Genomic DNA, 13,553 nt, shown 5'->3' with positions numbered 1-13,553 from the left:
AACTAAATCATTATTAATTCGAAATTTGAAAGGGATGTATAAAATTATATGAATGAAACAATATCGTCAAATAAGTTTTTTTATTTGATTGTACTGAGTTTAGTATTGATTACGACAGTAAATGTTGTTCTTCGCTGGGAGGAAGCTTACTTTTTTATGTATTTAGCGCTCCATTTATTAGGGATTTTATGCATAACGGGCGGAGTAGTTGCTGAGAAAAAGCATGAAGAAAGTATTAATTATATGTGTGTGATGGGTCTTATTTTACTTCTAACTGTACAAGGTATTATGAAATATAGTTCTTTTTCTTTGCAAGATTTTAGTTTGTTAATAGATGTACTTCCTTAAGAAGGATTTTAAGGACTATGAATATATACGATATGTAAAAGGCACTGGTTTGTAAGTACATTTCTTATACCAGATTATGAGCCGGTGAAACTCTTCTTGTAATAGAAGAGTTTTTTTATGTAAATTGAACGAGCTAGAACAATTATCACGATTAGCTTGTTCTAATTTTGAAAGTACGAACTTACAATAATAATAGACAGGCAGCATAGAGGAGGGAATAGCGTGAGGAAAGTTATTGGGTGGTCGCTTTTTTTGTACGTTGGGTTTGCGTTACTTATATATTGGTATTTATTTGGATGGAATCATGAACTCATTCCGGACATGTATAAAGGAACGAGTGCAGATCCAGAAACCTTTATGAATGCGAGGGAGCTTACGCTAAGTCAAGATTATTCGCGTGTGAAAAATTTACTGTTCTTTTTAGCGACGCCTCTTGAATGGATTATTTTATTATTTGTACTCGTGCTCGGTATTTCAAAAAAGTTTGAGAAATGGTCGAAGGAAACGACCAAAATAAATGTCTTACAAGTTGCGATTTATTTCTTTTATTTATCACTACTAACAACAGTTCTTGCATTACCGATGCAATGGATCGGGCGTAAAGTGTCCGTTGATTACGGAATATCTACGCAAAGCACACAAAGCTGGATAAAAGATCATGTCATCGATTTTTGGGTGAACTATGCGACTATGTTACTCATTGTTACGGTTTTGTTATGGCTTATCCGTAAATTCCCGAAGAGATGGTGGCTAGCAGGATGGGCACTCTCTGTACCATTTACAATCTTTTTAACGTTCGTACAGCCTGTTATTATTGATCCGCTTTACAACGACTTCTCGACGTTGAAAAATAAAGAGTTAGAAACGAAAATTTTAGCGATGGCAGACAAAGCTGACATTCCTGCTAAACACGTATATGAAGTAAATATGTCGGAAAAAACGAATTCGTTAAATGCATATGTAACAGGAATTGGCCTTAACTCGCGTATTGTAATGTGGGATACAACGCTTAAGCAATTAAAAGATAAAGAGATTTTATTTATAATGGCTCATGAAATGGGACATTATGTTATGAAACATATATATTGGGGCGTTGGGAGTTATATTTTACTATCGTTTATAGGTATGTATGTAATTAGTCGAATTTTAAATTTGTGTATTCGAAAATGGGGAGATACGCTGAAAATTTCAAAAATGGCATGTTTCTCGATTTTACCTTTATTTTTCTTAATTTCCTCTTTATTATCTTTTGCATCACAACCAGCAACAAACTACGTTTCACGTATAGAAGAACGAGCGGCAGATCAATATGCTTTAAATATGACGAAAGATGGGAAGTCTGGTGTGAAAACTTTTCAATATTTATCAAAAACAAGCTTAAGCCAAGTGAATCCGCCTGCGTTAGTGAAATTTTTCTTATACACACATCCGCCAATTTTTGAAAGGATTCATACATTTGAACAATATGAAAAACAAAAAAACAAGAAGTAGCGATTATGCTACTTCTTTTTTATAGAAATATAAGTTTGGTATTGGGAATATTTATCATTGCTTTTTATTGTGATTTTGTAAATAATAAGCTATAAAATTCTAAAAATCTATATATGAAGGAATAAAGGTGGAAATATGTATTTTTTACAAAATTTAAAAGTGAAACATAAATTATTCTTACTTATCTCATTAGCAGTTTTGGGCATGGCAATTATGAGTTGTGTAGCAATTAATTCTATTAATAAGATTAAGCACGATACAGAGGTTGTAGTAGATGATTATCAAAATTCTGCAGTTTTATTAGAAGGAATGCTTCGTACACAAAATTCACTAGAATATAACTTACTAGAATTAATTACAACGTCACAAAATGAGGGGACAAATAAAGAAGGGATTATTGGTAATGTTGAAAAGGATCTTAAAAAATATGATTCTTTATTAAAAGAATATGATGATGGCGTTAATTTAAGTAAGCAAGAGGATGAGCTGTTTCAGAAGATGAAGAAATCTTTGCCAAGTTATATGGAGACATATAAGAAGTTGTTTGACAAAGCAAAGGGAACAAATGAATCTCAAATGGTAAACGAATTTCAAAAGGACTTAAAACCGAAGGGAGTAGAGTTAGCTGCTTATGCTGTAGATTTAGAAGAGTATGTTTCAAATTTAGCTGACCAAGTATTTAAAGATTCTCAAAAAATGATAGATCGGTCCGTTATTACCTTTATCATTCTTGCAGTAGTTACTACAATCATTATATGTATAGTAAGTTATATTATTAGCAAACTTATAGTTGCTCCTTTACAAACGGTTAGCCGTATGATGGAAAGAGCAAAAGAGGGAGATTTAACTGTACATGGTGATTATAATGCTAAAGATGAATTAGGTATATTAGTAAGTGATTTTAACGAGATGATTGCAGGGCTAAGAACAAATATGCAAGAAGTAGAGAATAATATTCAGCTTTTATTCCAACATGCAGACGGAGTAGTATCTGCATCAGAAGTATCTAGCGGTGCAGCAAAGAAAATCACTATAGATATTGAAGAAGTTGCCAATGGCGCAGAGAGCCAAATGCAAGCAATGGAACAAACTGCGGGTGCGATGGAAGAGTTGACACAAGGAATGCAGAGCATAGTGAATACATCATCCTCTGTAAATGAATTGTCTGCTCAATCAGCATTAGATGCAGAGAGTGGTAACAAATTAATGAAACAAATGATTCAACAGATGGATACAATCCAAAATTCAGTACATAGCGGTGTGAAACAAGTAGAGACTATGAAAGAACAATCAGAAGAAATTGTTAAAATCATTGATGTTATGCAAGGTATTACCTCTCAGATTAACTTATTAGCATTAAATGCAGCAATTGAGGCTGCACGTGCTGGAGAAAGTGGTAGAGGATTTGCAATTGTGGCAGATGAAGTAAGAAAATTAGCAGAACAATCTAGTGATTCTGCAAAACAAATTGAGAAACTTATTATTCAAGTTATGGGAACAACGAACCATACGGTAGACATGATGGGGAAAGTAGATAATGAGGTACAGGCAGGTACACAAGTAGTGATGAATACAGAAAAAGTATTTGGAAAAATCACTGAAAAAGTGCAGCAAGTATCTAATCAAATTCAAACTGTATCTATGTCTACAGATGAAATTGCAGCGAGTAGTGAGGAGGTTTCTGCTTCTGCAGAAGACATGGCTCAAATTTCCCAAAGATCATCTGATCGAACTGATAGGGTAAAAGAGTCTATTCATCAGCAAGAAAAATCAGTTCAAGAAATCTCAGTTTCAATTGAGCATCTGCATAGCGTAGCAGGAGGATTAAAGCAGATTGTTTCACAATTTACTCTTCAAAAATAGTATATTTAAGTTTATATATAGTGAAATTCCTCTGAATAAATAGCAAAAAAATCATCCTTTATAAGAAATAAAGGATGATTTTTTTATTATGAAAATTTGGTGTGAACTCTACTTTTTACATTCTATTTTTTTACAGTTTTTCAATTGTGATATATAATGATATGTAATGTTTTTAGAATTTTTAGTTTATAAAGAGATGATTGTAGGGGGAGGAGAAAATTGTTTCATTCAAAATCAATGCCGGCTATAAAAATGATTCTTTCGATGTCTATTTTCGGATCGATTGGATTTTTTTCTGTCCAAACGGGTTTACCATCTTTTGAATTAGTATTTATTCGTTGTATTTGTGCGACTTTATTTTTAACGCTATGTTGGTTTGCAACAGGACAATATAAAAATGAGAAATGGAATAAAAAAGAAATTGTGCAAATATTAGCGTGTGGCGTATTTCTCGTTTTTAACTGGGTGTTTTTATTTAAAGCGTTTGAACTCATGTCGATTACAATTGCGATTTCAGTGTATCATCTCGCTCCAATTATCGTATTAATGATCGGTAGTATCGTATTTAAAGAGAGGCTAACAGTATTTGCTGTTATGTCCATTGTTATTTGTTTTATCGGCACAGTGTTAGTAGCTGGAGTGGACGGTAGTATGTCGCTTGAGAAATTAATGTCATCTGGAATGGTATGGGCACTTCTTGCGGCTTTATTTTATGCTTTTACCACGTTACTAGGAAAGGGGATTCAGCATACGAGTGCATATGCGATGACCTTTTTACAAACGTTTTTAGGCATATTTTTATTGCTACCATTCGTAGATTTCGGACATTTTCAAGGATTAACAGAGATGAACTGGATGATGATTACTGCGACAGGACTTATACATACTGGGTTTGTATATTACTTATTTTTTGACAGTTTAAGAGATTTACCGACGAGACTTATTTCTGTATTAGTGTTTTTAGATCCTGCTGTTGCCATTTTGTTAGATACGATCTTTACCGGTTTTAGACCGACTAGTATGCAAATTGTAGGGATTATTCTTATATTTGTAGGAATGGCGTTTACTTTTCGAAAAACGAAGGATGAAAAAGTGGTGGTAAAAGAAAATACGTATTATGAAGTGTGAAAAATTACCTCCTAACGTATTGAGAATTTTCTTATTTTTTGTACAATATAAAAGTAGGAAAATAAAGGAAGAGGCGGATGAGAGAGATGAAAAAGTTATTAAAGATAGCGACATCATTAACTTTAATAGGGGGGATATTTGTTAGCGGTAATATTGTTTCAGCAAATACAGATGGAATTCACCAATCTCCACCTCCACCTGATATTATGCTAGAATTTGATGATTTAGCAAATGATCATTGGGCTTATAATGAAATTATGAATTTAGTATATTACCGGATTATGTATGGCTACGGAAATGGGAAATTTGGTGTAGAAGATAATGTAACCCGTGAACAAGCAGCAGCAGTACTGTATCGCGCACTAAATTTGAAACGAAATGTACATATTGAAAATCCATATGGAGATATTGACGGGAAATCAACAATGTTTCCTTATGAAATTTTACATTTAACAAAGATCGGTATTTTTAAAGGAGACGAAAATCAGAACTTCCGTCCAAAAGATACGTTAACTCGTGCGGAACTAGCGCAAATTTTGGTAAAAGCATATAATCTGAAAGCAAAACGACATCATACATTTACAGACGTATCAGAGGATTATTGGGCAAGAGATGCGATTAGTGCGCTGCAATCTAATAACGTTGTAGCAGGAACAGGCGCTGGGAAATTTGAACCTGAAATGTTTGTAACACGAGGGCAATTTGCGAAATTCTTAAAAAAGGCAATCGATAATTCGCTAGGGAAAATGGAATAAATAAGAGCTACATTATTATGTAGTAAAAGTGCAAATAGATCATATTTGTACCTTTTGTATGAAAAGTGAAATGACATATCAGAAAATCATTGGGCTAAAGATTTGATTAGCGCCTTACAGTCTAATAAAGCTATAGTTGAAACGGGTAATGGTTTATTTAAAAACTTGTAACCCGTGAACAGTATGCGAAGTTCTTAAATAATGCACTTCATAGATTCTACGCAAACGATTAATCTATGAAGCTCGAAAAAAGCGCAAATATGATATTTGCGCTTTTTTTGTCTATAAAGTGAAATTTTTATAAGTGAAGGACTTGATTAGTAGATAGTAGAATATTGTATATATAGCATCTTTGCAAAAGCTTTTGTTTATCCTTTTTGAAAATCAAACAGGGAAACTAGAGCGCAAAGATAAGAATATTTTTTCAAATGATTTGCATGCAATTCAGAATACCAATTGGAATTGAGAGCGAATTGGCTCTCCTAGTAATCTTCAAAATAATAGATGTTAAAAATGCAATATATTACATAGGGCTTGCAAATACAGCATATGTAATATGGGGAAAGAATTTAGTCTATTATGTTCCACTTTTAATAAAGTGGAAATGAAGGAGCGAGGACTATGAAGAAAAAAATGTTCCGTATAATGGCGGCAGCGACTATTATGGGTGGATTATTGGTAAGTGCAAATGTTCCTAACATAAAAGCAGAAGAATATCCTGAAATGATTGTATTTGACGATGTCCCAGTAAACCATTGGGCATATGATTATATTCTAGATGCGGCATATAATAAAATTATGCTAGGTTATGGAAATGGAAAGTTTGGTGTAGGTGATAACGTAACACGTGAACAAGTGGCCGCAGTACTATATCGCGCACTTAATATAAAACATGAAGGACCGTTAAAAAATCCGTATAATGATATTTCTGAAAGATCAACAATGTTTCCAAATGAAATTTTAGCATTAACAGAACGCGGTATTTTTAAAGGTGATGAGAAGGGGAACTTTAGACCTAGAGAAACAATAACACGTGCAGAAGTAGCGCAAGTTCTTACACAGACATATTCCTTTGAAGTGAAGCAACAGCATACATTTAAAGATGTACCAAATAATTACTGGTCAAAAAATGCAATTAGTGCCTTGCAATCTAATAATGTCATAGTAGGAACAGGAAATGGAAAGTTTGAACCGCATAAAATTGTAACACGTGAGCAATATGCAACATTTTTATATAAAGCTATTATTAATTTCCACTTAAAAAATGAATAACATGAAATTTAAATTATATTAATATAGTATATTTTTTAAAAAAGCGCGAAGATAACGCGCTTTTTTCTTATTTTAAATTGTTTATTTGCATATTTATTCTGCTGTTCATAGTTTGGTGAATAGTATTAAATGGGAAAAATATACTAATTTTAGTTACTTTTTATATTTTTTAAAAGCGATTTAGTAACTTCATTGTTCATTAAGTATAAAGATAAGTATATGAAATACAGTTCACAAATTAGACAAATGTTATATGGATAAGTGTATTGTTACTTTTCCATGAATTCTTTATATTAGAAAAAAATATGTTTTTTTAGGGAGAGAACAAAATGAAGAAAAAGATTTTAAAAGTAGCAACAGCTTTAACAATTATGGGTGGAGTTGCATTTAGTGCTGAAGGCGCTACAGCGAATGCTGAAGTAGCTGCTAAGCCTAAGCCACAACAAGCAAGTCAGGCTATCTTTAAAGATGTACCAGCAGGACATTGGTCTTACGAAGCAATTCAAACTTTAGCACAAGAAGAAATTATGCTTGGTTATGGAAATGGCGTGTTCGGTTTTGGACATAACATAACTCGTGAACAAGTAGCTGCTTTGATTTATCGTACTATCGATTTCAGTGAAGTATTCGAGGAAGGCGATATCCTTGAGAATCCATACAAAGATATTAATGAAAAATCAACAATGTTCTTAGAAGAAATTTTAGTATTAACAGAGGTAGGTATCTTTAACGGTGATGGAACTGGAAACTTTAGACCGAAAGATACACTAACACGTGCAGAAATGGCTCAAGTGCTTACAGTAGCATATGAGTTAGAAGTAAAAGGAACACAAGGATTTAAAGATGTACCGAAAGGACATTGGGCATACAATGCGATTAATGCAGTAGGTTCAAATGGTATTTCTGTAGGAGATGGAACTGGAAACTTTGCTCCAAACATGAAAGTAACACGTGAACAATATGCGCAGTTCTTATTTAAGACAATTTTTGAATAAATAAAAAAAGAGTCAGTGTTATATAACACTGACTCTTTTTTTGTTGAAATCATAATGGATAAACACAGTTTTGTAAAAAAATCATTAAATTTTCAAAAAAACTTCCTTTTCCGAAGATTTGTTATATAATATAAAACATAAAATCAAATCTGTTATAAGACAGTTTAAGAAGGGGATGCTAATATGTCGACGCAAACTTCACGGGTTACACTGGCCGGAGAAATGTTACCAGCGTACAACGAAATATTGACACCTGAGGCGCTTAGTTTTTTAAAGGAACTGCATGAAAATTTCAATGAACGCCGCACGGAACTTTTACAAAAGCGTGTGGAGAAACAAAAAAGAATTGATGCAGGGGAGTTTCCTAAGTTTTTAGAAGAAACAAAGCATATACGTGAAGGGGATTGGACAATCGCCCAGCTTCCGAAAGATTTAGAGGATCGCCGCGTGGAGATTACTGGTCCGGTGGATAGAAAGATGGTCATTAACGCTTTAAATTCAGGAGCACATCTTTTTATGGCAGACTTTGAAGATTCGAATGCACCAACTTGGAGAAATGCTGTCGAAGGTCAAATTAACTTACGAGATGCGAGTGAGGGAACGATCTCACATAAAAATGAAAACGGAAAAGAATATCGTTTAAATAGTAAAACAGCTGTATTAATTGTGCGTCCGAGAGGGTGGCATTTAGAAGAAAAACATATGCAAGTTGACGGCAAGAACATGTCTAGCAGTTTAGTAGATTTTGGTTTGTACTTTTTCCATAATGCGAAGACGCTTTTAGCAAAAGGAAGTGGCCCGTACTTTTACTTACCGAAAATGGAAAGTTACTTAGAGGCAAGATTATGGAATGACGTTTTCGTATTCGCTCAAAAGTATATCGGTATTCCGAACGGAACGATTAAAGCGACTGTGTTAATAGAAACGATTCACGCTTCATTTGAAATGGATGAAATTTTGTATGAACTAAGAGATCATTCTGCTGGTTTAAACTGCGGACGATGGGATTATATATTTAGTTTCTTAAAGAGCTTCCGTAATCATAATGAATTTTTACTTCCGGATAGAGCGCAAGTCTCGATGACAGCGCCGTTTATGCGCGCGTATTCTTTGAAAGTTATTCAAACGTGTCATCGTCGTAATGCGCCAGCAATCGGAGGGATGGCGGCGCAAATCCCAATTAAAAATGATCCAGAAGCAAATGAGGCAGCTTTCGAGAAAGTGCGTGCTGATAAGGAGCGCGAAGCTTTAGACGGTCATGATGGGACTTGGGTTGCCCACCCGGGACTTGTACCGGTTGCAATGGAAGTATTTAATCACATAATGAAAACGCCAAATCAAATTTTTAGAAAGCGTGAAGGAATACGTGTAACAGAAAAGGATTTATTAGAAGTACCGATGGGAACGATTACAGAAGGTGGTCTTCGCACGAATATTAACGTCGGTATTCAATATATTGCATCTTGGTTAAGCGGGCGGGGAGCAGCTCCAATTTATAACTTAATGGAAGATGCAGCAACAGCAGAAATATCAAGAGCACAAGTATGGCAGTGGATTCGTCATGAGGGTGGAAAGCTAAGTGATGGCCGTAATATCACTTTTAAATTAATGGAAGAATTGAAAGAAGAAGAACTAGCAAAAATAGAAAGAGAGATTGGTAAGGAAGCATTTAATAAGGGGAGATTTGAAGAAGCTACAAAACTGTTTACAAACCTTGTTCGTAATAACGAGTTCATGCCGTTTTTAACATTACCGGGTTATGAAATTTTATAAGAAACAAGAAAAGGGGATGGAACATATGAAAAACGAAAGAATTGATAAATTGCAGGAAAGCTGGGAATTAGATACGCGCTGGAAAGGGATAACACGTCCATATACAGCTGAAGATGTAATTCGTCTGCGCGGATCGATTGATATTGAACATACGTTAGCGCGCTGCGGTGCAGAGAAGCTTTGGAAATCACTTCATACAGAAGATTATATTAATGCACTTGGGGCATTAACAGGAAACCAAGCGATGCAACAAGTGAAGGCTGGATTAAAAGCAATTTATTTAAGCGGTTGGCAAGTAGCGGCAGATGCGAACCTTTCTGGACATATGTATCCTGACCAAAGCTTATACCCAGCGAACAGTGTGCCAGCTGTTGTAAAACGAATTAACCAAACACTTCAACGTGCTGATCAAATTCAGCATATGGAAGGTAACGGTGATACGGATTATTTCGTCCCAATTGTGGCGGATGCTGAAGCTGGGTTTGGTGGACAGTTAAACGTATTTGAATTAATGAAAGGGATGATTGAAGCGGGTGCATCTGGCGTGCACTTTGAAGACCAATTATCTTCAGAGAAAAAATGCGGGCATTTAGGCGGAAAAGTATTATTACCGACGCAAACAGCGGTGCGTAATTTAATTTCGGCACGTCTTGCTGCGGATGTAATGGGTGTACCAACAATTATCGTCGCAAGAACAGATGCAGATGCGGCAGATTTAATTACGAGCGATATCGATCCAGTTGATCAAGAGTTTATTACAGGTGAAAGAACGCCAGAAGGGTTTTATCATACGAAAGCAGGTCTTGATCAAGCAATTGCACGTGGTTTAGCGTATGCGCCGTATGCAGATCTCGTTTGGTGTGAAACGTCGGAGCCAAATTTAGAAGATGCAAAACGCTTTGCGGACGCAATTCATAAGAAATATCCAGGGAAGCTACTTGCTTACAACTGTTCCCCTTCTTTTAACTGGAAACAAAAATTAGATGAAAAAACAATTGCAAGCTTCCAAAAAGAAATTGCATCATACGGTTATAAATTCCAGTTCGTAACGCTTGCTGGATTCCATTCATTAAATTACGGCATGTTTGAATTAGCGCGTGGTTATAAAGAGCGCGGCATGGCAGCGTACTCTGAATTACAACAAGCAGAGTTCGCAGCAGAAAAAGATGGTTACTCTGCAACGCGCCATCAACGCGAAGTAGGAACAGGATACTTTGATGAAGTAGCACAAGTAATTACGGGCGGTACTTCATCAACGACTGCTTTAAAAGGATCTACGGAAGAAGAGCAGTTTACGAAATAAAGGTATAAGTAGGTGCCCCAAAAAATATTTTTGGGGCACTTTTCTTATTTATTATTACGTCGCTGACATTGTTAAACTTTGTCGGAAAGTTGATGTAATTTTATTTGTCGTCGTATTGTGGGACGTTCACTTCTATTTAAAATATCCAATCCAATATAGTGAATATACCAACGATAGCAGTAAAAAGAAGGAATGCGAATAATGATAGACAGCCCCATGTAAATAGTTTGTCTTTCCATGTTTCTTCATAATCATCAATTAGTTCCTCTATCACTTTTTTCTGCAATGGCTGTAAGGGACGTTCGGTGTGTAGTCCTGTAATAATGTTACGATCTCCTTTGAATTTTAAAGCACGTACAATATGATAAGAGTCGTTTCCCATCGATTTTTCAAACTGTAGACATGCCGCGTGCATAACATCTGTTTTCTCTTTTTCAAGATACCAATACCGTCCAGCCATTTCTGGGTATTGTAATGTAAAGTAAATGTCACCGAGTTTTTTCCTAAGTGCTAATTCATTCGGATAAGTAGTGATTAATCCGTGTAATCTATCTCTTGCTTTTCCAAGGTTGTTATTTTCAATATCTTTTTCAATTCTCTTTAATGTTTTTTTAGGGATTATTTCTGTCATACACGCCTCCTTATTAGAATAGGTATGGTTATATTTTATAAGAAATACTAAAATTTAGAAATTTTATTTTTAAAAAGATTGTACATTCTATTTTAAGTGTGTTATGATAATACCAGTTGAATAATTAAATTAAGCAATCCATATATTATCAAATGCCGAAAACAAACGGGGAAAAGTATGTGAGAACTAGTTTATGTTTCGAATTTGATAATGTGTGGATTCTTTTTTTATACATGAAGACTAAATAAAATGTATTTTCGTAGGAGGAAATAATTATGACAGTTACAGGACAAGTAAAATGGTTTAACAACGAAAAAGGCTTCGGTTTCATCGAAGTTCCAGGCGAAAACGATGTATTCGTACATTTCTCTGCAATCGAAACTGACGGTTTCAAATCTTTAGAAGAAGGCCAAAAAGTTAGCTTCGAAATCGAAGATGGCAACCGTGGACCTCAAGCTAAAAACGTAATCAAACTATAATTTTATAGTTTATTATAGAAAAAAGGATGGCTTATGCCATCCTTTTTTTGTTGAATATGAAGAACAATGAACTGATAATCGATATGTAAAAAGGCTTTCCGTAAAGGAAAGCCTTTTAGTGTTCTTTCACAGCTTTTTTCTTTTCGCGTTTCTTACATTCTGGACATTTAGATTTACGAAAAGGCTTCGCGAAGAACAGTAAAATAAAAAATAGACCGAATATAATACTTGCAGAATTTTTTACGATAATAATGCTACTATTTTTCATTTGAATTGTTGGATGATCTTGCTTTTCTTCCATGAGAGACCTCCGTGTATTTGATTTATCCCGCTATTTGTGTGCAGTAAGACTCCCACCTCAAAATTCAGCTGGAGCAAAGAAGTTAGGTGGGAGATCAACTGCCCGTAAACGCCCGATTGGTTCAACTAATAATCAGTGGGGGATGGACAAAACCCCCACTGATTAAAGTTTCACTTTATATTTTAATTATAGCAAAGTTGATTGTTGTAATGATGTGAAAAGAGGGGGCGATTATAAACATTTGTAGACAGTATAAATAATTTTTATATAGTCATTAACGTGTTTATTTTCATATTATTATTTTGAGATTTATAAAATGTTTGATAAATGATAAAAGATTGTAAAAAAGCGTAATCTGTAAACCATTTCCTTTTCATAGGTGCTAAAATTATATATGCAGCTGCTAATATAAATGGAAAAAAGGAGATAGTAGACTATGGAAAGTAAAGTAGAACGTTATGTCGAAAACTATGTTGTAAGCAAAAATACAATGGCCTTACTTCCTGTTGTTCTAGGAGAAAAGAAAGTTGTTACGCGAATTGTTGAAATGGAAGATTCTTTTTTCGTATTTCAAAAGCCTCTTGATATTATAGAGAGAAGTTGCCGGAAACATGGTTCTAGTTTCTTTGGAAGAAAAGAAGGAACGAAGGAGTTAACTCGTATTACACATAAAGCTCCTATCGCAATTAGTCCGACAGATCAACTTTATTTTTTCCCTACGTATTCTTATTCTCGAAAAGAGTGTGCGTGGTTATCTCATTTTCATATTGAAGGTAATAAAGAATTAAAAGATGGAAATCTTATTATTAGATTTATAAATGGTTTCGCTGTGAAACTAGAAATGTCAAAAAGTAGCTTTGAAAATCAGCAAAATCGTACAGCGAAATTGCGGACAGAATATGAAGACCGTAAGAAAAAACAAGGGAATCCTTGCTTTAAAGAGATTGATAAAAATGAAGAATCTAAATTAACACCAGCATATGAGAACGTGTATTTTGTGAAGGAAGGCGAAGTGTAAGAGGGAAAGGATGGGGAGACTCATCCTTTTTGATTTTGTTATATATACTATTTGCACGGTAAGATTCATAAATAAAACAAGGTTAATTTCCTGAATTTTCGTTCTCTAATAACTTAAGGTGATATATATAATTACAATATAAGGGTTATTTCCCTAAATATACTTAATGTAGTGTGATTATATATCATTTTATATT

Annotated in this window: 13 protein-coding genes and 2 pseudogenes; 13 read left to right on the top strand and 2 right to left on the bottom strand. The window is 34.5% G+C overall.

Annotated features, from left to right (window positions below; all coding sequences use genetic code 11):
• The first annotated feature begins 48 nt into the window (after nucleotides 1–48).
• The 11 genes and pseudogenes from JFU18_RS09850 to aceA all read left to right on the top strand — a co-directional run bounded on the left by JFU18_RS09850 (nucleotide 49) and on the right by aceA (nucleotide 10,928).
• Nucleotides 49–348, top strand: a complete 300-nt coding sequence (locus JFU18_RS09850; RefSeq protein ID WP_001006056.1) for a hypothetical protein — start codon at nucleotides 49–51, stop codon at nucleotides 346–348.
• 222 nt (nucleotides 349–570) lie between these two features.
• Entirely contained in the window at nucleotides 571–1,839 is a 1,269-nt protein-coding gene (locus JFU18_RS09845) for a M48 family metallopeptidase (protein ID WP_201032665.1), read from the top strand.
• A 135-nt stretch (nucleotides 1,840–1,974) separates the two neighbouring features.
• Nucleotides 1,975–2,754 (top strand): annotated as a pseudogene (locus JFU18_RS30640) (MCP four helix bundle domain-containing protein); the annotation flags it as partial.
• The gene (locus tag JFU18_RS30635; protein WP_483862060.1) at nucleotides 2,749–3,702 is read left to right on the top strand and encodes a methyl-accepting chemotaxis protein; all 954 of its coding nucleotides are present in this window, start codon (nucleotides 2,749–2,751) and stop codon (nucleotides 3,700–3,702) included. The pseudogene JFU18_RS30640 and the gene JFU18_RS30635, both read left to right, overlap by 6 nt.
• 219 nt (nucleotides 3,703–3,921) lie before the next feature.
• The gene (locus JFU18_RS09835; RefSeq protein WP_002166166.1) at nucleotides 3,922–4,830 is read left to right on the top strand and encodes a DMT family transporter; all 909 of its coding nucleotides are present in this window, start codon (nucleotides 3,922–3,924) and stop codon (nucleotides 4,828–4,830) included.
• Between the two features lie 77 nt (nucleotides 4,831–4,907).
• Nucleotides 4,908–5,585, top strand: coding sequence for an S-layer homology domain-containing protein (locus JFU18_RS09830; protein WP_201034844.1), 678 nt, complete (start codon nucleotides 4,908–4,910; stop codon nucleotides 5,583–5,585).
• A 72-nt stretch (nucleotides 5,586–5,657) separates the two neighbouring features.
• Nucleotides 5,658–5,818, top strand: a pseudogene (locus JFU18_RS30490) (S-layer homology domain-containing protein); the annotation flags it as partial.
• Nucleotides 5,819–6,206: 388 nt separating this feature from the next.
• Nucleotides 6,207–6,857 (top strand): S-layer homology domain-containing protein, encoded by a 651-nt coding sequence (locus JFU18_RS09825; RefSeq protein ID WP_201034845.1) that lies wholly within the window; start codon nucleotides 6,207–6,209, stop codon nucleotides 6,855–6,857.
• A 329-nt stretch (nucleotides 6,858–7,186) separates the two neighbouring features.
• The gene (locus JFU18_RS09820) at nucleotides 7,187–7,852 is read left to right on the top strand and encodes an S-layer homology domain-containing protein (protein ID WP_000727132.1); all 666 of its coding nucleotides are present in this window, start codon (nucleotides 7,187–7,189) and stop codon (nucleotides 7,850–7,852) included.
• A gap of 183 nt (nucleotides 7,853–8,035) precedes the next feature.
• On the top strand, nucleotides 8,036–9,625 hold the full coding sequence (aceB, locus tag JFU18_RS09815) for a malate synthase A (RefSeq protein WP_201034846.1): 1,590 nt from the start codon (nucleotides 8,036–8,038) through the stop codon (nucleotides 9,623–9,625).
• Nucleotides 9,626–9,650: 25 nt separating this feature from the next.
• Complete coding sequence (gene aceA, locus JFU18_RS09810; RefSeq protein WP_033708881.1) at nucleotides 9,651–10,928, top strand: isocitrate lyase; 1,278 nt, start codon at nucleotides 9,651–9,653, stop codon at nucleotides 10,926–10,928.
• A 136-nt stretch (nucleotides 10,929–11,064) separates the two neighbouring features.
• Here aceA and JFU18_RS09805 read toward each other — a convergent pair whose 3' ends face one another.
• Entirely contained in the window at nucleotides 11,065–11,559 is a 495-nt protein-coding gene (locus tag JFU18_RS09805; protein WP_002011284.1) for a DUF6584 family protein, read from the bottom strand.
• A gap of 275 nt (nucleotides 11,560–11,834) precedes the next feature.
• Here JFU18_RS09805 and cspA point away from each other — a divergent pair, with 275 nt between their 5' ends.
• Complete coding sequence (gene cspA, locus JFU18_RS09800) at nucleotides 11,835–12,038, top strand: RNA chaperone/antiterminator CspA (RefSeq protein ID WP_002011282.1); 204 nt, start codon at nucleotides 11,835–11,837, stop codon at nucleotides 12,036–12,038.
• A 115-nt stretch (nucleotides 12,039–12,153) separates the two neighbouring features.
• Here the strand turns inward: cspA and JFU18_RS09795 are convergent, their stop codons facing one another.
• Nucleotides 12,154–12,339 carry a hypothetical protein gene (locus JFU18_RS09795; protein WP_085309698.1) on the bottom strand — a complete coding sequence of 62 codons (186 nt, stop codon included), beginning with the start codon at nucleotides 12,337–12,339 and terminating at the stop codon, nucleotides 12,154–12,156.
• Nucleotides 12,340–12,775: 436 nt separating this feature from the next.
• Between JFU18_RS09795 and JFU18_RS09790 the strand changes: the two genes are divergently transcribed.
• Complete coding sequence (locus JFU18_RS09790) at nucleotides 12,776–13,357, top strand: competence protein ComK (RefSeq protein ID WP_002064195.1); 582 nt, start codon at nucleotides 12,776–12,778, stop codon at nucleotides 13,355–13,357.
• Nucleotides 13,358–13,553 lie beyond the last annotated feature (196 nt).

This window comes from Bacillus sp. TH22 (assembly GCF_016651015.1).
Lineage (GTDB): Bacteria > Bacillota > Bacilli > Bacillales > Bacillaceae_G > Bacillus_A > Bacillus_A mycoides.
This window is presented reverse-complemented; position numbering and strand designations above follow the sequence as displayed.